Raw genomic sequence first — 17608 nt, forward strand, 5'->3', positions numbered from 1 at the left:
CCCGGCGGCAGGGTCAAAGGAACAGAGGTCCGAAGATGACCGAGACGATCGCCATCAGTTTCAGCAGGATGTTGAGGCTCGGCCCCGAGGTGTCCTTGAAGGGATCCCCCACGGTGTCCCCATGGACGGCCGCACGATGCGCGTCGGAGTGTTTGCCGCCGTGGTGACCCGCCTCGATGTACTTTTTCGCATTGTCCCAGGCGCCGCCTGCATTGGCCATGAACACGGCAAGCAGGAAGCCGCTCAACAAGGCGCCCAAGAGCAGCCCCCCAAGGGCATAGGGTCCGAGCAGCGCGCCCACGGCGATGGGTGCGGCCACGGCCAGCACACCGGGCGCCACCATCGCGCGCAGGGCGCTTCGGGTCGAAATGTCCACCGCGCGGGTCGAGTCTGGCTTGACACCTGCCCTCCCTTCCCGAAGCCCGGGTATCTCGCGGAACTGGCGCCTCACCTCCTCGATGATGGCGCCCGCCGCCTTGCCTACCGCGTGCATGGTCAGCGCCGAAAAAACGAAGGGCATCGTGGCACCCGTCAGGGCACCGACGAGCACGGGGGGGTCGAGGAGGTTCAAGTTTGTAACGCCCGTGGTGAATCCGTACGCCGTCATGAGTGCCAAGGCGGTGAGAACGGCCGATCCCACCGCGAACCCCTTGCCGGTCGCGGCGGTGGTGTTGCCGAGGGCGTCGAGGGCGTCGGTTCTCTGTCGCACGTGCGGCGGAAGGTGCGCTTGCTCTGCGAGCCCGCCCGCATTGTCTGCCACGGGCCCGTAGGCGTCGGTGGCCAGGGTGCTGCCCAGCGTGGCCAGCATGCCCACGCCCGCCAGCGCGACCCCGTAGGCGCCCGCCAGGAAGGACGTGAGCCAGATGGCGGTGCCCAGGATCAGAGCGGGCAGGGCAGTGCTCGCGAAGCCTACGGCCACGCCGGCGATGATCACCGAGGCTGCGCCGCCGGGAGCCTGTTTGGCGATCCATTGCACGGGGCGGTACTCGTACGACGTGAAGTACTCGGTTGCCAGCCCCACCGCCTCACCGCTCACGAGACCCACCCCCACCACGGCGAAGAGCTGCCAGGGCAGCGGGCTCCCGAAGACGAGGAGGGCCGTGCCTCCCAGGCAAAGGAACGCTGCCAGGAAGATGCTTCGCCGCAGCGCCCACATGAGCTGCTTCATGCCCGCTTCGGGGCGCGTCCGGACGGCGCCGATCGCCGCAACGGAACCCAAGATGCCGATGGCCGCCACGGTCATCGGGAACCAAGCGAGCCGTTGCTGCCACAGCTGGGCGCTGATGCTCGCCTCCGCAGCCCGGGTGAGGCCCAGTGCCACGGCGCCCGGTACGACCAGCGTGAGAGCTGCGACGAGGCTTCCCACGTACGACTCGAACAGATCAGCACCCATGCCCGCCACATCACCAACGTTGTCGCCCACGTTGTCCGCGATTACGGCGGGGTTGCGGGCGTCGTCTTCAGGCAGATCGGACTCGACCTTGCCCACGAGATCCGCGCCCACGTCCGCCGCTTTGGTGAAGATGCCCCCGCCCACGCGGCCAAAGAGCGCAATGGTGGACGCACCGAACGCAAAGCTAGCCAGCACACCCGTGTGCTGGAAGACCATCCAGAAAACCGTCACACCCAGAAGCCCAAACCCCACGACCACGAATCCCATCACCGAGCCGGTCGCAAAGGCCACGCGAAGCCCTTCGTTGAGGGTGCGATCGCAGGCGTTGGCGGTGCGTGTGTTGCCTTGGACGGCGACGTTCATCCCGATGAAGCCCGCAAGGCCCGATGCTGCGGCGCCCGCGAGGTAGGCCAGCGCCCGCCAGGGCCCTGGCGGAAGCGGCGCATCGGGGCTGCGACGGGCGGCCTCCGCAAGCCCCGGGCTTTGCAAGACATCGTAGTCGATGAGGGCCCCGAGCAGCGCCGCCACCCCCAGCGCGAAGAGCGACAAGACGGAGTATTCCCGGCGTAAAAACGCCATGGCGCCTTGCTGGATCAGGAGCCCAATCTCCACGACGAGTCCCTCTCCGCGGGGCTTGCGCAGCAACCAACGTGTGGTCAGCGCCGCCGCCGACAATCCGACGAGACCGCTCGAGATGACGAGGACGTTCTGCATGGTCACCGGGCTTTCTTTCGGGGTGAGGTTCTGCTGTGCGAAAGCAAGTCTCAGGCCAATGCGCGAGTGCCTGACACACGTCCGAGGTGGCAGCCGCCGCGGCCCCCTGCGAAGGGACCGTCGTACGTGGTACCTCTTCTAGGTGGGTTCGAAAGTCGTGTCTGCGGAGGGGCCCCCCGGGGAGAGCCAACCAGGGGAGGGATCCGACGCCTCGCCCAACAGGTCGGCCATTTTGGACGCGCAAAGGCAGCGGCTGGCCACCATCCTGACGCAAGCCCCTGCTCCGGTCAGTGTGCACGCAGGGCCAGAGCACGTGTTCACCTTCGTGAACGCAGCGTTCGAGGGCTTGGCCGGACGCCCCCTCCTGGGCCGAACGATGCACGAGGCGTTTCCCGAGTGCAAAGGGCAGCCGAACTTGTCGATGCTGCACGAGGCGTACGAGATGGGCATGCCCCTCGAGGGGAAAGAGGTCCCGCTCGAGCTCACCCATCCCGATGGTCGCAGGGAATCGCTCTACTTGAACCTGAGCTATCAACCTCTTCGCGACGCCCAGGGACAGGTCGACGCGGTGGTGAGCTTCGCGATGGACGTCACCGCGCAGGTGCAGGCGCGGCGACACGCCGAGGCTCTTGCGATGGCCCTGCAGGAGAGCGATGCCCGCTACCGGGCATTCGTCGCACAAAGTACCGAGGGCATATGGCGGGTCGAAGTGGACGAACCCATCGTTGTCGCCCTCCCCGAACGCGAACAGATCGAACTCATCTTCGCGCGGGGCTACTTCGCCGAATGCAACGACGCCATGGCGCGCATGTATGGATACGATCGTGCGGAGGCGCTCATCGGGAAACGGCTGCGCGACCTGCTCGTGCCCGATGACCCTCGGAACCATGAATATCTGGCGACGTTCATCCGCGCGGGGTACCGCCTCGAGGGGGGCGAGTCGCACGAAGTGGACAAGGACGGTCGTCCGCACGTCTTCGAGAACGCGCTGGTGGGCATCGTGGAAAACGGGCGACTGCTTCGGGCATGGGGCACGCAGCGGGACGTGACGGCGCAGGTCGAATCGCGCCACCGGGCGGAGGCGGCCAGCCGAACGAAGGACGAGTTCTTCGCGATGCTGGGTCACGAGCTGCGTAACCCTTTGTCACCCATCTTGACTGCGCTCGAGCTGATGCGGCTGCGCAGTCCCAACGCCTTTTCGAAGGAGCGCGCGATCATCGAAAGGCAAGTCAAGCACGTCGTTCGGCTCGTGGACGATCTGCTCGACGTCTCGCGCATCACCCGGGGAAAAATCTCGCTCGAACGGAAGGTGTTGGACTTGGCGGATGTGGTCGCGAGCGCGGTCGAGCTCGCAAGTCCACTTCTCGAACAGCGGGCTCATCGCCTTTCCGTAGAGGTCGCGCACGGCTTGTTCGTCGATGGCGACGGCATGCGCCTCGGTCAAGTGTTCGCGAACCTGCTCACGAACGCAGCCAAGTACACGCCCAGCGGAGGCGACATCACGGTGACGGGGGAGCGCCGGGGCGAGTGGGCGTGCGTCACGGTCGCGGATTCCGGCATAGGAATCCATCCCGATATCCTGCCCCGCGTGTTCGACCTGTTCGTGCAAGAAAGGCAGTCGTTGGATCGCTCTGAAGGGGGCCTGGGCTTGGGTTTGGCGATCGTGCGCTCCCTCGTGTCCCTGCATGGGGGCTTCGTCGAAGCGGCGAGCCCCGGTCTTGGGCAGGGCAGCGCGTTCGTGGTCACTCTGCCTTCGGCGCCCGCCGAGGGACGAGGTGTTGCGCCTCCCCTTTCCCTCACACGGGGGCGCCGGGGCGCGCACTACAGGGTCCTCGTGGTCGATGACAACGAAGACGCGGCGGCCATGCTCGCGGATGGCCTTGGCCTCAGTGGACACGAGGTGCAGGTCGCTCACGATGGTCCCTCCGCGCTCAGCTTGGCGAAGTCTTTTCGCCCCGAGCTGGGCCTGCTCGACATCGGCTTGCCCGTGATGGACGGCTATGAACTCGCGCGCTTGCTGCGCGCCGATCCCACGCTGCGTGACATGCGTCTCGTGGCTGTGACCGGATATGGGCAAGCCAAAGACCGCAGTGCTGCCGTGACGGCGGGCTTCGACGACCATGTGGTCAAGCCCGTCGACCTTGCCAGATTGGAGCTTCGGCTTGCCGCCCTGATGGACCGCTTTGCCGAGGCGCCAGAGGACGAGACCTCCGGTGGTTGAGCAAGCCCTCACGTGGCACCGCTCGTGCATCGGTCAAGGCCGCCGGAGGCACGGAGGAGGCGATGGCTGCGAGGGTCGTATTTGGGGTCATGTTGGCGTCCGCAGGTTTGTGGCTCTCGTCTGAGGCCTGGCCGGAGCCGGGCGGTTTGACTCTTCCCGCGGACGCCGCACCCTCAGGGACCTGTCCCCTCACTGACCAACGCTGGAACCTCGTCGAGCTCGCCGAGCGCCCCGTGGGCCCCGCTGTGGCGGCAGGCCCACCGGTCCAGGTTCTGCTCGAAGCCGACAGCGAGCGGGTGGGTGGGTTCGGGGGCTGTAACCCCTTCGAGGGACGTTACGAACGGGGTACCCATGGTGAGCTGCACTTCCACGGCTTGGTTGTTTCGCTCATGGTTTGTGCGTCCAGCCCTGATGAAGAGGCGTTTCTCCGTGCCCTCGCGCACAGCGACCGCTTCGATCTAGAGGGCGGGCGCTTGACCCTCTGGGGTGCCGACGGTGCTCCCCTGGCGAGGTTTGTCGCCGCAGAGTGAACGCGGCTTCAGACCTGCCGCAGGATCGCGTGCACCAATCCGTTGACCAGGGTGATGATGCCGGCCGAGAGCCACAAGGGCTTCGCACTTTTCAGTTCAAAGTCCTTGATCAAGAGGTCCGTGACCCACAGCAGAACCACGTTGATGAGCAGGGGATAAACCAAAAAAAGAAGCCCGAAGGACAGCAGCGCTGGCAAAACCAGGAGCGCCGCGATCAACCACCCGCCCAAGACGTTGAGCAGGCTGAAGACGACGGCTACGATGAGCGCCGTTCTCTTTCTCTCGACCCGGACACCCGGCAGGAGCATCTCGAGCAGCAACACCGTGGCCGCCAGCGCACCCAAACGAATCAACGTGTCCATGCGGGGAGTCTAGCAGGGCGCGCGGGTCCCCGACAAAGCGTTCGAGGCGCGAGGAGGTCCCGGTGCGCTCGCGAGCGGAGGCGGTTCTGCAAATGGTCGAAATTCGGATGGTCATACCGGCATGAACGCCGCCGACCACTTGAATAGGGCCTGGAGGGGGGGCCTCGGAGTGGGCGGTGCTCTCTGGGAAGGTGTTTTCTTTGACCCAAGTTGTTCCTGTTCGCGTTAATGTGACGCTGTGAACAAGGCGGTACCAAGCGCATCTGCAGTCGGGGAAACTGACCTCGACGAAAAGGTTCGTGCGTACATGATGGCGGCTGTGAGCACGCTTCGGGGTGGACAGTCGGAAGTGTTGGACGCAATCGAGCGCATAGCTGCGTTCATGAAGCGGCATGCCCCCGATAGAATGCTTCCAACCCAGCTGTTGGCCGTGAGGAAGTACTTGCGGAGCAAGCGCCGCGGCGCCAATCTGGAGGCCGTTTGGTCGTGGACAGACGAGGAGATAGAGATTCAGAAGAATCTCGAGCCTACGAAGTCGCTCTACGAAGAGGCCGCAAAGGTCCAGGCGAACTTCAGGAAGGCGAACCCCGACTACCACCTAATCTTGTCACCGGTGCGCAGCTTGGAAAGGCAAATTCGGCTGTGGGGCAAGAACACCACGGTAGGGAAGGCGGGGGCCAAGCTGTTGGTGGACATGAAATCGGCTCTTTCCGAAGACGATTACCCAGCCAAGCCAGATGACGGAGAGTCGGTATGGATTTTTTCCGAGGCGCTTCGAACGCAGGCAGTGGCGCCCGAGCCCACGAGCGCCGCGCCTGGAACGTCCGACCACGGTCGCGGCAAAGCGGTAGATTTCGTGGTGATGAAAGGCGCAGCCATCGTTGCTCCCATCCGCTCATCTGCTGTCCACTCGATTTGGAAGAAAGATGGCTGGGAAGACAAACTAATCGCGGCGTGCGCTGGGACGAAGCTGGTAGGTCCTCTCAAGCACCCCTACGAGTCTTCGCACTGGTGGCTAAAGTGAGTGGTAAAGCCTTGCGGTGTTTCTTTAATGTCGCTTCCGTGGCAGCGCTCGCGTGTTGTTGGTCCTGGACGCTTCAAGGTTGCAAGAAGTCTCTGAACGACCCGGCATCAACCAGGTCCCCGCGAATGACCCCGGCTCTCGGGCCCGGTCGCGCGGTCGAACCTCCGGAATGGACGCAAGCCCCTGACCTTTCATCCTTGCCGAATGAGGGGCAGAAGAGCCAGAGCAATTCGAGTGAGCGGGATTCCTTGCAGCCAATCGGGACATCAGCTTTCTTAGCGCCCGAAGGGGATGCGCGCGCTATGGGTTTGGCGCATTTCCAGGACACGACGGCAGGGCTACGGGTTACCGTCGCCATCCAGGGGCTCGAACCCGGAATCTACTTCCTCCGTGCCGATGAGTTCTTCTACGGTCCTCGCGAAGGGGATACCTGCTCTGACTCTCGAAAGATAAAAGAGATCGGTGGTCAGCCCGTCGTTTGGCTGCTGGGCCCACTCAAGGCGGACAGAGACGGCGTAGCGCGCCTGGATAGGCTCTACGCTGGAATCGGTCACGATGGGCACCCCTACAGCGCGCCTGCGCAGGCTGTCTACAGCCGAAAAGGCCGTTTCGTAAGCGTCAAAATGAAGGAGTTTCGACTTGCTGGAAGAAAGCTCACCCTGCACAAGTGGAACGCTGACCAGAAGTCTTCCCCAAGTAACACGATCTCGTGCGCAATCCTCCACTTTGACCGCACGTTCGGCGAAGCCACTTTCAAATCTCTGCCTGGGCAGGACATCGAGGGGACCGCGTATTTCGAGCAAGGGGAAGACAACCGTGCCATGCTCGAATTGGAGCTTTCGAGGTTGAAGGCTGGGAAGTATCGGTTGGTTGTCCACGAGTTTTCCGATTGCGACAATGTCACGGGCGCCGGGGTGGGCGAACCGTATCAGCCGGAGAATTCTCAGCTAATTTCAGAACCCAATTATAGCTGGCCCTTGAAACAGGGTGATCTGGGAACCTTCTCAGTTGGTGAAGAGGGAACCCTCAAACAGAAGAAGATTTTTCAGCATCCGCTCACGAGCGGCAGCCCGCACATCATTCGCGGTCGCGCCATCGTCGTAGAGAGGCTCGCTGATGCTCCCCACGGGGAAGCCACACGCGTCGGCTGTGGTATTGTCACTGGCTTCTAGGGAAAGACTCCGCTCGACGGTCAAGCCGTTCGTCGCGCGCACGGACGTGTGAAGGGCGTCGGCCTTCGGCGGCACATGGAAGGGCGGGCCACCCCACCCCCACGCGCTAGAGCGTCGAGCCAATGTTGATCGCAGCCACAATCTGCAGCCAAGTCCCCTCGGCGTTTCGATGAACGTCGGGCAATTGCGCTCTCATTCTGCGCGCGGGATCACAAATGGGGCTTCGACGGACCGGTCTCAGCTCGTAGGATAGGAGAATGCTTCCGAAAGTTGCGGGACGCCGCAGTCTGCTCAAACAGTCCGTCGCGGGACTTGCCACCCTTTCGCTCGGCGCCCGCCGCACCCACGCTGCCCCGCCGCCGCCAGGTCGCCTGTTTCTGGGCACGCTCGTCGAGCCCGCGCACATGTACGAAACGGGGATCGCGAAGGCCCTGGACGAAATGCAATCGCTCGTGGGCATCAACGCCGTGATGACCTTCACGCATACGCATACATCCCGACAGTACCGCCCCCAGCACGCACCACAGCGGGATGAGGCCGGTCGGCCGCTCACGGAGGTCTGGGTCAAAACCAACCCCAAGTACTACGCAAGCCCTGCTCTTCAGGGCAAAGACCCACAGGCGCTTTATGCGGACCGCGACATTCTCGACGAGATGCTTGCGGAGGCGAAGCCGCGAGGGATGCAAGTGTATGCGCGCATTTTGGAGCCTTACGTCATCACGGGCGCGATCCCGGGGTTCGAGGCGTTCGCGCAGGTCGACCTCCATGGAAAGAAGACGAATCAGGTTTGCTTCAACAAGCCAGGGTACATTCGGTACTGGCGTTCCGTCGTCGAGGATCTCGTGCGCGGCCATCCGGAGCTCGATGGGTTCAAGTTCGGCCAGGAACGTGCTGCGCCGCTGTTGGGCGCGCTCGGCAAAGACGCGCCGGGGACCTGTTTTTGCCCTGACTGTCTGGCCATCGCCCGCCGCAAGCACATCGATGTCAAGAAGGCCAAGGCGGGGCTCGAAGCCCTTCAGGCGCTCGGTCGTCAGATCCGCGAAGGCCGCCGGCCCGTGGACGGAAACTTCGTTACGTTTCTGCGCGTCCTGACCACATACCCCGAAGTGCTCGCGTGGGAGCGCATGTGGATGGAGTCTCGCGAGGAGCAGCGCCGCCGCATCTATGCCCAGATCAAGCGACTCAACCCGAAGGTTCAAGTGGGATGGCACGTGGACCATGGCATGACCTGGGACCTCTTCATGAGGGCTTCGTGGGACTATGCCGACATGGCTCAGCATGCCGATTGGCTGAGCGTGGCCGTGTACTTCGACAGCATGGGACGCCGCTCGCAAGGTCACTTCGAGCGCAACTACCAGAAGATCTTGTTTGGCGATGCACCCGAGTCTTTGTCCTACCCCATGTATCTCAGCATGCTGGGCTATGACCCCAAGGTCGAGCCAACGCTCGAGCAGCACCGCAAACATGATACCGCCTTCACCTCAGACTACGTGTACCGCGAGAGCCTCCGCGCCGTGCAGGCGGTAGGGGGGAAAGCCAAGGTCTACGTCCGTCCCGGCTTCGACATGCCCGGGTACGACTGCGACGTTCAACCCAAGCAAGCCTACGATGCCGCCCACAAAGCGCTCGAGGCCGGGGCCGATGGGCTGTGGTGCGGTCGCGAGTGGAAGGAGCTACAACCCAAGAACGCTCAGGCGTTCGGCGACGCCGTCCGCGACTGGCTCAAGACGCGCGCGTGACGAAGGGGGCTCTTCCCAACGCGCTCAGGGAAGCACAGCTCGAAAAATGCTGCTTGCTCCAGCGGTGTCTTCGAAAAGACCCGCTACGACTTTCCCATCATGCGACACCCCTCCCAACCAGGCAACCTTCCCCGGAGGTAAGGTTACGTTCGCTCCCTCAAGTGCTGCCTTGATCGAGATCGCGGCTCTACCTCGCACCAGCAGTGACGGAACCCTTTCGAGATCACCCACCAAAACGTCACCGCTGGCGCTGCAGCCTGCCAGATTAGACCAGTTTCCCGGCAGTTTCTCGATACTTGCAGCTGACCATCGAATGAGTTCAGCTCCGGCAACACCACCGAATCCGTAGACAACACTGGCATCGTTGTTGGCTAAAGTCGCAGCGCCACCAGGCCAGAGAACTTCGACCTTGTTGGCTGCCCAATCCCAGCGAATAGCACTGCCATTTGATTGAGTTCCGACGGCGTACCGGCCGTCTCCGGACAAGCGGGCCAGCTCGCTGCCCGGGAGCTCTCGAAAGGAATCTTCCTCCCGGTTCCACACCCGCGGAACCTCATTTGTTTTTCCGAGAACCCGCAGAGCGTCGGACGAAATGTGGTTCAGGTAAGTAGGGATGCCCTGACACGAGAAACAATCCGGACCGCAGCGACAGTCTACGAGTCCTGTCCCTCGTATCCAAAGGCCGAAGAAGCTTGCGAGTACCGCGCCGTCGGCGCTGGCCCCTCGGGGTATGTCGGCCTGTTCGTCGAAATTGGGCAGCTTTTCTAGTGCGCCGGTCTTGGACCAGCGAAGAGTCGGTCCGTTTCCGTACCCAAACAGAACTTGACCGTCGCCCGAAATCACCACGTGCTCCAGTGGGGAAGCATTGCCTGCCGTGGGAATGATTGAAAACGTTGGACATTCCTTTCGACATGAACCGTTGTCGCACTTGACGAACCCTCGAACGCCGTCGCACGCGGAAATGCAGTTTCCAGAGACACAGGATACGACGGTGCCTTCCTGCATGATGGAACACTGTTGTAGCTCCCATCTACCCGAAGCGTTGCATACCTCTCGAGTACCGTTAACTACGCTGCACCGAGGCGGCATGCCGGGGCTGCACTCGGGAAAGCATTGGCCGTTTGCAGTGTTGCAGCCGTGTGTGCATGGCACGACCTTGTTCAGGGACAAACACCCGTTGGCCAGGCTACAATCCGTCGAACTGCTACCATCGCATCGTACCCCTACGCTTCCTCCGCACTCTTGTGGTGAAGTCGGGCATGACGGGCACACTGCCCGATTCGTCGTCTCTGTGACGCACCCGCGTCCTCCTGGGCAGACCTGCGGCTGAGTCGCTTCTCCTTCGCTTCCACACAGAACGAGTTCTCCAGTGGCGCTGCATGTGGTCGTGCCGGGCTCGCAGGTGCCCACGCACGTTCCGCTTCGGCAGACACCGTTGCAGGTGGTTTCCGCGCCCCACTCGCCATCGACGCATGCCTGTCGCGTCCGGTCTCCACTGCATGTGGATTCACCTGCGCTGCAGGTCGGTTGAGACGCGTCATCCTCCACGGGGCCTCTCGCGTCTCCAGTATCGACGGCGCTACTGTCCAAACGAGGGTTACCGGGGGACCCGTCAGGGTTGGATGGTACGAAGTCGCTCTGTCCCGCCCTGGCACAACCAGCGTCCAGCAGTCGGCGCAGGACCACCGCCTTGCCGGCGTTGCCCTGAATAGAGATGGGCGTGATGCGGACTTCTACAGATTCCCCTTTGCGGTATTCGGCAAAGTCGAGTTCGATTGGGACACGAGGGCACGTCGCTTGAACCCGCACATCGGAACTCTTGAGAACTTCATTTCGCCAAACCGACAGCAAGAAGTGTGATAGCTGAGTCTCCGGAATCTCTACACTTGAACAGTCGATCTCCAAGTAGAGTGTGTTTGGGCGGCAGGATTCCTTCGAGACGCATCCAGCCCACCACATCAGAAGGAGCGCGAAAACAGGCACGACAATTCCATGCACTGCGAGCGGATCCCGATTAGGGGCCAACTGGAATGGTCTGTTCGACATTCGGATACTCCTTGCCTCCAGCCAAAAGGAACGCAGTCGCAACCCCACCGGCGACAGCTGCCGCGCCCACCCACCACCAGTAGTGCGAACGATCGCTCCGATTGTCTGCTGACGACTCCGGGGTTGAGGGGGGGCCGCCGCTCTCAGGAGTCGGTGAAGCGGACACGTCCTCCGCTGACTTCGGCGCGAGATTGATGGCGAGCGTAGTGGGGCTGCCGGTCCTCAACTCGACGTCGTGGACAGCATCGTTGAAGCCGTCGTGTGAAACTCGCACGGTCAGAAGGCCAGGCGGGAGGTAAAGATTGCCAGTAGAGGGGAGCTGGCCTGCGTATTTCGTACCTGCAGTCACGTTTGCACCCGCCGGAGTGCCCTCGACAGCAAGAACAGCCAAGTGTCTTCTAGCTTCGTCCAGCGACTCTTCCAGGGTTTGACGATACCGAGAAACCCATTCGTCTGAACGCGCTTCCAGCGCGACTGCAAGAAACTCCTCTGCGGATGTCCAATTTGAAAGCGCAAGCTGACACAGGCCTACCTGCGCCGAGGCCCTGGGTGTGTGTGACATCCGATACGCCGCCTCGAATTTCGCAAGAGCTTTGACATTGTCCCCTTGCCTACGGAGTTCCACCCCCTGGCGAATCAAGATTTCGGCTGGGTCGCAGTACGCATCCCGGGGAACGACTAGGAGAGCTGCGAACAAAGACGTGAGACCGAGGATTATGTTGCCTGGAATGCGACGCATGCTGGATCACGCCTTGATGTGGGCACGGCAAAATACCAAAATTTGCGTGTGGCGTCCGGAGTTTCTCTACCGCACCTCCCGCCGTCCTACCCCTGCGGGCCGGCCACGGCCCACAGTGGCGCACAAGGCTTCCTCCTCGCCCCGTCGGGAAACATCTCCCCGTTTCATGACGCGGAGCGACCTCTTCGGGGCCCGCGATGTGACCCTCAAGCATCGGTCTCGGCGTATGCCTGAACAGTTGACACCCCTCAACCCAAGCTGCCCAGGTTGGGGCACCCGCGCCTGCGACGAATCCTGGACGACAATCCTATGGGATCTGGGCGGCAGTTCGGTTACTTAAGTGACACATGGCGCTTTACCCCGGCATCGAAAGTGAAACCCGCGTTCCGCTCGCCGCCCTTCGGAAGCTCGTCACGGAGATCTTCTCGGCCGCTGGCATGTCCGCAGAGGACGCGGCGTCGCTGTCCGACTCGCTCGTCTTCGCAGATCTCTATGGCGTGCACTCGCACGGTACATTGCGCGTGCCGGAGTACGTCGATAAGGTCACGATCAAGGGCGTCAATCCGCGCGGAAAGCCACGCGTCGTGAAGGACGTGGGTGCCATCGCGGTCGTCGACGGCGACAACAGCATGGGGGCGATCGGTGGCGCGTTCGCCATGCGGCTGGCCATCGAGAAGGCTCGTGCGCTCGGTGTGGGCGTCGTGGCGGTACGAGGCAGCAATCACTGCGGCGCCATGGACTACTTCACCCGCATGGCCGTGGAATCCGACATGGTCGGGTTTGCGACCACGAACGCTTTGCCCACCATGGCTCCCTGGGGGGGCACCGCGAAGATTCTGGGCATCAACCCGCTTTCGATCGGTGTGCCAGCGGGACGCGAGCATCCGCTGGTGCTGGACGCGGCGTTCTCGGCGTCTTCCCACGGAAAGATTCGCGTGTACCACCAGAAGCGACAACCCCTGCCGGAGGGTTGGGCCTTCGATCGGGATGGCGTTCCCACCACGGACACGGCCGCCGCCATCGAAGGCTTGCTGCAACCCATTGGCCAGTACAAGGGGACCGGCCTTGCCCTGATGATGGGGGTCTTGTCTTCGCTGCTCTCCGGTGCGGCTCTCGGGACGGAGCTTGGCAACATGGTGGACGGTCCCACCGCGGGCCTGGATGGCCACTTCTTCATGGCGCTCAACGTGGGAGCGTTCGAGGACCTCGCCCGGTTCAAGGAGCGGGTAGATGGTGTGGTCCAGCAAATCGAGACCAGCCGACCCGCCACGGGACAGGATCGGATCTACGCGCCCGGTGGCGTGGAAGCCGCCATTGCTCAGCATTACCGTGCCGAGGGCATTGCGCTCAACGACGAGACGCTCGGGGGCCTCGTGGCGTTGGCGCGAAGGTTCGGGCTTGCCCTGCCGGCCGGCCTCTCGTGAGCGTTCCCTTTCTCCAAAGCCGCTGAGCCAGCGTCATGGCCATCTTGCCGTCCACGTTGCGCAGCTCGACTCTGGGTCAGGATCCGAGTGGCTTGCGGTTCGTTTCGGTCGAAACCACCGCGCTCGGCGGGCGGGGCCAGGCCTGCTTTTTCGTGCCCGATGCGGAGCGGCCTTTGCCCCTCGTGATCCTGCTTCACGGGGCCTACGGATCGTGTTGGGACTGGGCCACACGGGGGGGCGTGCACGTGGCGGCGGCGCGGGCGATGGGCCGTGGCGCCTTGCCGCCCATGGTTTTGGCGATGCCCGGCGACGGAGGCGCGGGAGCGAGCACGGGGTACTTCCGGCAAGAACATGCCGATTTCGAGGCGTGGGTCATGGACGAGCTCGAGTCCCTGTGCGCCTTCATTTGTCCGCAGGTGCGTGGCACGGAGAGGTTCATCGCCGGGTACTCCATGGGAGGCTTCGGGGCTTTGCGCCTGGCGGCCAAATACGAGGGGCACTGGAACGCGGTCGCCGCGCATTCGTCCGTCACGGCGCTTTCGGACCTGCCGCCGTTTTTGGACGCGGCCTCTTGCGCCCCAATGCCCCTCGATCCTCGTGACGCCGACGTTTGGCCCTGGTTGGAGGCGGCCGGCCCTCGTTTGCCTCCCTTGCGTTTCGACTGCGGCCGGGATGATCCGCTGCTGGCCGCGAACCGGGCGCTTTCGGACAAGCTTCGCGTCACGCGCATTCCTCATACCTTCGAGGTTCACCCCGGAGGCCACGATTTCGATTATTGGTCTGAACGCATCCCCGATACGCTCAGCTTCTTCGCCACACACACGAAAGGGCCCTCTCGATGAATCGCAAGGATGCCACGGTTCTCGAGCCGCCCCGGAAGTTCTCGGGCATGGTCCGGCACTGGGGCCCGGGCCTCGTGCTCACGGCCTCGGTGGTGGGCTCGGGGGAGGTGATCGGGGTGCCGGCCTTGGGCGCCCAGGCAGGTTTCGCGGTGCTGTGGCTCGTCCTGGTGAGCTGCGTGGTGAAGCTGCCGCTTCAGATCACCATCGGCCGCCAGGCCATTCAGACGGGGCGCACCACCTTGCAGCTGATTGATGATGTTCCCGGACCGCGCTGGGGCGCTTCCTGGTTCATCTGGTGTTTCTTCGCCACGCTGGTGCTCGCGAACCTGCAACAGGGGGCGATGATCGCGGGCTGTGGCCAGGTGCTCACCTTGCTCGTGCCCGGCATCGACCCCAGGGTGTGGGCTGGTGCTTTGGTCGCCTTGACCATCGCACTCTTGGTGCTGGGCAGCTACGGGCTGCTCGAGCGCTTGTCGACCATCCTGGTGGTCAGCTTCACCTTGGCCACCGTGGTGTGCGTGGGGTTTTTGCAGACGACGGACTACCACATGGCGCCGCTCGAGGTGCTGGGAGGGCTCCGGCCGCGGCTGTCACGCGAATACGTGGGCCTGGCGTTGGGCGTGTTCGCCGTCACGGGCATCGGAACGACCGAGATCGTGCAGTATCCCTACTGGTGCCTCGATAAAGGCTACGGCCGTCATGCAGGCGTGTTCGATGGCTCTGAAGCCTGGTACCGGCGCGCCCGCGGCTGGATTCGCGTCATGCATGCCGACGCGGCTCTCTCGATGGTGGTCTACACCCTCATCACGGTGGCTTTCTACAGCTTGGGCGCTTCGGTGTTGCACCGGCTGGGTGAACGGCCCGAGGGCATGTCCATGATCGCCACGTTGTCACGCATGTACACGGAGACCTTGGGCGTCTGGGCCTTCGCCGTGTTCGTGATGGGCGCGTTTTTCGCGCTCTACTCGACGTTGCTGGTCAGCGTGGCGGGCAACACCGTCATGTATCTCGACGCGCTGTCGCTCATGGGCCTGCGCCGTCTGCAACAGCCGGCGGTCAGGGAGCGCTGGCGGCGTGCGTTCGTCATCTTGCTGCCTCTCGTTCAGCTGGGGCTGTTCTTCGCCATTCAGATGCCCGTGGCCATGGTCAAGGTGGGTGCCCTCGGGCAAACCATCATGCTTCCCATTTTGGCCGGGGCGATCGTGTACATCCGTCACAAAAAACTGGACCCGCGCCTTGCCCCTTCGCGCTTGACGGACGTTCTATTGTGGGGGGCTTGCGTGCTCATTGCCTGCGTGGCGGGCTACGGCATCTACGTATCGGCCACCGGAGCGACATCATGAACATGAAAGACAAAGTGGTTCTCATCACGGGCGGTGGCTATGGCATTGGCCGGCAGATCGCGCGGGCTTTCGGTGAGGCGGGGGCCTTCGTCATCGTGGCGGCACGCTCTTTGGAAAAGCTCGAGTCGGTGGCGGCCGAAGTGAAGGCGCAAGGAGGGCGTGCCCGGGCCGTCGCGCTAGACGTCACGAGAGCCGAAGAGGTGGAGCAGCTCATCGCCGACGTCAGCAAGACGCAGGGCCAGCTGGACGTGCTCGTCAACAATTCCGGAATCGGTGGCCCTACGGCACTGGCGCGGGACGTAAGTTTGGAGGAGTGGACCCAGACCCTCGAAGTCAACCTCTCGGGCGCGTTTTACTGCGCCAAATACGCCTCGAAGGTCATGATTGACCGGGGGCAGGGCTGCATCGTCAACATCGGCTCGGTGGCGAGCCGTATCGGCTTCGCGCATCGCACGGCGTACGCAGCGTCGAAATGGGGCCTACTCGGCCTCTCTCACTCGCTTGCGGCGGAACTTGGTCCCTACGGGATTCGCGTGAACGCCGTACTGCCCGGCCTCGTCGACGGAGAGCGCTTTGGCGGCGTGATGGCCAACCGGGCCAAGCTCGAGCAGCGCTCGAAAGACGACGTGCTTGCTGGCATGGTCGCGCAAACCCCGCTCAAGCGGCTGGTGAGCGAGAAAGAAGTGGCCGACGCGGTTCTCTATTTGGCCTCCGACGCGGCGTCGGGAATCACCGGCCAAGCGCTCAACGTCTGCGGCGGCTTTCGTATGCAGTGAGCACCGGCCGCCGCGGACTCGTGCGCTCCGGATCCCGGCCGGAGCGCCGCTGGTCAGGCTTACTTCTGAGGGCAGCCGATGCGCTTGTTGTCGACGGCCACGTCGTCGATCCACATGTTGAGGGGGCTCGTAAGCCCGTGAGCATGACGCCAGCCAAAGGTCACGACCGTCGTGGTCGGCACCAGCAACTGTTCGCCTGTCTCATCGTCTTGGCAACCCGTTCGGTTATGGGCGGGAATCTTGCTGTAGCTGAGCGGACCTATCTTCGTGCCATCCACCCACACCTCGTGCAAATCGCCCTGTTCTTTGAGGTGATACTCCACGCAGGCCCACTTGCCGGTGGGAACGGCCTGGCTCGTGTGGTTCCAGCAATCGGCGAAGCTGAGGTCGTTTTTGAGGCCAATTTGGGTCTCTTGCCACTCGTGAGGATGTCCGCCGATGCCTGTGGTCGCCCTCACGATTTTGTTTTGGGTCTTGGCAACCAAGCTCCCCACGGCGCGCAGATACGTCCAGTGCATCTTGTTGGTCCCGACGGGCTTGCTCTCGAGGTAAACCATCATGCGCATGTAGGCGTCGGGAAGTTGCGAAGGCAAAGGGTCCAGTCGGAAGGAGCCTTCGGCGCCCATTGCGGCCACGGGCACGTTGATCTTGACCGACTTGCTTCCGGAGAAGGCTCGCGTGTCGTCGACGAGCACCTTGGTACCACCGTTTTCCTCCACCTTGAAACCTTCGGGAGTTTGCCCCTTGGCGGTCTTCTCGAAGTCGTCGCAGAGCAGGTTGGTCGTGCACGTCTTGACGGGGGGGGGAGGCTTTCCGCCTGTGCCTGGGGTGGTGCCGCCGGTGCCCCCTGCGCTTGCCGGTGTGCCGCCGCTGCCCCCTGCGGCGCCGCCGCTACCCGAGCCCGCCGTGGGCTCGCCGGAGCCACCCTCACCGGAGCCACCCTCACCGGAGCCACCCTCACCGGAGCCACCCTCACCGGAGCCACCCTCACCGGAGCCGCCCTCACCGGAGCCGCCCTGGCCGGAACCACCCTGGCCGGAACCACCCTGGCCGGAACCACCCTGGCCGGAACCACCTTCGGCCTGACCCGAGGTTCCCCCCTCGCTGGGTTCGTCGTCGGGATCTGTTGCCGGCGTTCCCGCGCAGGCGAGAAGGAGTGCCAGGAGGCTCGGGACCCCGAACCTTGCAACGCCTAGTCTTGAACTACCTGAGACCATATCGGAGCGCATTTTAGCCAGTGTACGTCTTTTTCCCCGGCCTGGCACCTGCCTCCAATTAAAAAA

At 63.3% G+C, this 17608-nt stretch carries 15 protein-coding genes; 10 read left to right on the top strand and 5 right to left on the bottom strand.

Going from position 1 to position 17608, the window contains the following annotated elements; all coding sequences use genetic code 11:
* Positions 1–13: 13 nt before the first annotated feature.
* On the bottom strand, positions 14–2107 hold the full coding sequence (locus KA712_08900) for a sodium-translocating pyrophosphatase (protein ID MCG5053062.1): 2094 nt from the start codon (positions 2105–2107) through the stop codon (positions 14–16).
* A gap of 142 nt (positions 2108–2249) precedes the next feature.
* On the opposite strand from KA712_08900, the gene KA712_08905 reads away from it, so the two are divergent.
* Complete coding sequence (locus KA712_08905; protein ID MCG5053063.1) at positions 2250–4328, top strand: response regulator; 2079 nt, start codon at positions 2250–2252, stop codon at positions 4326–4328.
* Between the two features lie 62 nt (positions 4329–4390).
* Positions 4391–4858, top strand: a complete 468-nt coding sequence (locus KA712_08910) for an META domain-containing protein (GenBank protein MCG5053064.1) — start codon at positions 4391–4393, stop codon at positions 4856–4858.
* Between the two features lie 8 nt (positions 4859–4866).
* Here the strand turns inward: KA712_08910 and KA712_08915 are convergent, their stop codons facing one another.
* Complete coding sequence (locus KA712_08915; GenBank protein ID MCG5053065.1) at positions 4867–5220, bottom strand: phage holin family protein; 354 nt, start codon at positions 5218–5220, stop codon at positions 4867–4869.
* Positions 5221–5539: 319 nt separating this feature from the next.
* Here KA712_08915 and KA712_08920 point away from each other — a divergent pair, with 319 nt between their 5' ends.
* The 3 genes from KA712_08920 (at position 5540) to KA712_08930 (ending at position 9155) form a co-directional block, all read left to right on the top strand.
* Entirely contained in the window at positions 5540–6244 is a 705-nt protein-coding gene (locus tag KA712_08920) for a D-alanyl-D-alanine carboxypeptidase family protein (GenBank protein MCG5053066.1), read from the top strand.
* 302 nt (positions 6245–6546) lie between these two features.
* Positions 6547–7416, top strand: coding sequence for a superoxide dismutase family protein (locus KA712_08925; protein MCG5053067.1), 870 nt, complete (start codon positions 6547–6549; stop codon positions 7414–7416).
* Positions 7417–7673: 257 nt separating this feature from the next.
* A complete protein-coding gene (locus tag KA712_08930; GenBank protein MCG5053068.1) occupies positions 7674–9155 on the top strand; it encodes a hypothetical protein in 1482 nt (493 codons plus the stop codon).
* A 24-nt stretch (positions 9156–9179) separates the two neighbouring features.
* On the opposite strand, the gene KA712_08935 is transcribed toward KA712_08930, so the two are convergent.
* Together KA712_08935 and KA712_08940 are read right to left on the bottom strand one after the other, a co-directional pair.
* The gene (locus KA712_08935) at positions 9180–10001 is read right to left on the bottom strand and encodes a hypothetical protein (protein ID MCG5053069.1); all 822 of its coding nucleotides are present in this window, start codon (positions 9999–10001) and stop codon (positions 9180–9182) included.
* 1168 nt (positions 10002–11169) lie between these two features.
* Positions 11170–11940, bottom strand: coding sequence for a PEGA domain-containing protein (locus tag KA712_08940; protein ID MCG5053070.1), 771 nt, complete (start codon positions 11938–11940; stop codon positions 11170–11172).
* 347 nt (positions 11941–12287) lie between these two features.
* Here KA712_08940 and KA712_08945 point away from each other — a divergent pair, with 347 nt between their 5' ends.
* From KA712_08945 to KA712_08960, 4 genes are read left to right on the top strand one after another with little or no spacing between them, the layout of a single operon-like run.
* Positions 12288–13364: an Ldh family oxidoreductase gene (locus tag KA712_08945; protein MCG5053071.1), complete on the top strand. Its 1077-nt coding sequence runs from the start codon at positions 12288–12290 to the stop codon at positions 13362–13364.
* Positions 13365–13399: 35 nt separating this feature from the next.
* A complete protein-coding gene (locus KA712_08950) occupies positions 13400–14206 on the top strand; it encodes an alpha/beta fold hydrolase (GenBank protein MCG5053072.1) in 807 nt (268 codons plus the stop codon).
* Positions 14203–15549, top strand: coding sequence for an Nramp family divalent metal transporter (locus tag KA712_08955; GenBank protein ID MCG5053073.1), 1347 nt, complete (start codon positions 14203–14205; stop codon positions 15547–15549). Before KA712_08950 ends, KA712_08955 begins: the two co-directional genes overlap by 4 nt.
* Positions 15546–16325, top strand: a complete 780-nt coding sequence (locus KA712_08960) for an SDR family oxidoreductase (protein MCG5053074.1) — start codon at positions 15546–15548, stop codon at positions 16323–16325. Before KA712_08955 ends, KA712_08960 begins: the two co-directional genes overlap by 4 nt.
* A 59-nt stretch (positions 16326–16384) precedes the next feature.
* On the opposite strand, the gene KA712_08965 is transcribed toward KA712_08960, so the two are convergent.
* A complete protein-coding gene (locus KA712_08965) occupies positions 16385–17044 on the bottom strand; it encodes a hypothetical protein (GenBank protein ID MCG5053075.1) in 660 nt (219 codons plus the stop codon).
* An 18-nt stretch (positions 17045–17062) separates the two neighbouring features.
* Here KA712_08965 and KA712_08970 point away from each other — a divergent pair, with 18 nt between their 5' ends.
* Positions 17063–17521: a pentapeptide repeat-containing protein gene (locus KA712_08970; protein MCG5053076.1), complete on the top strand. Its 459-nt coding sequence runs from the start codon at positions 17063–17065 to the stop codon at positions 17519–17521.
* The last annotated feature ends 87 nt before the right edge of the window (positions 17522–17608 follow it).

This window comes from Myxococcales bacterium (assembly GCA_022184915.1).
Taxonomy (GTDB): Bacteria; Myxococcota_A; Polyangia; order Fen-1088; family Fen-1088; genus JAGTJU01.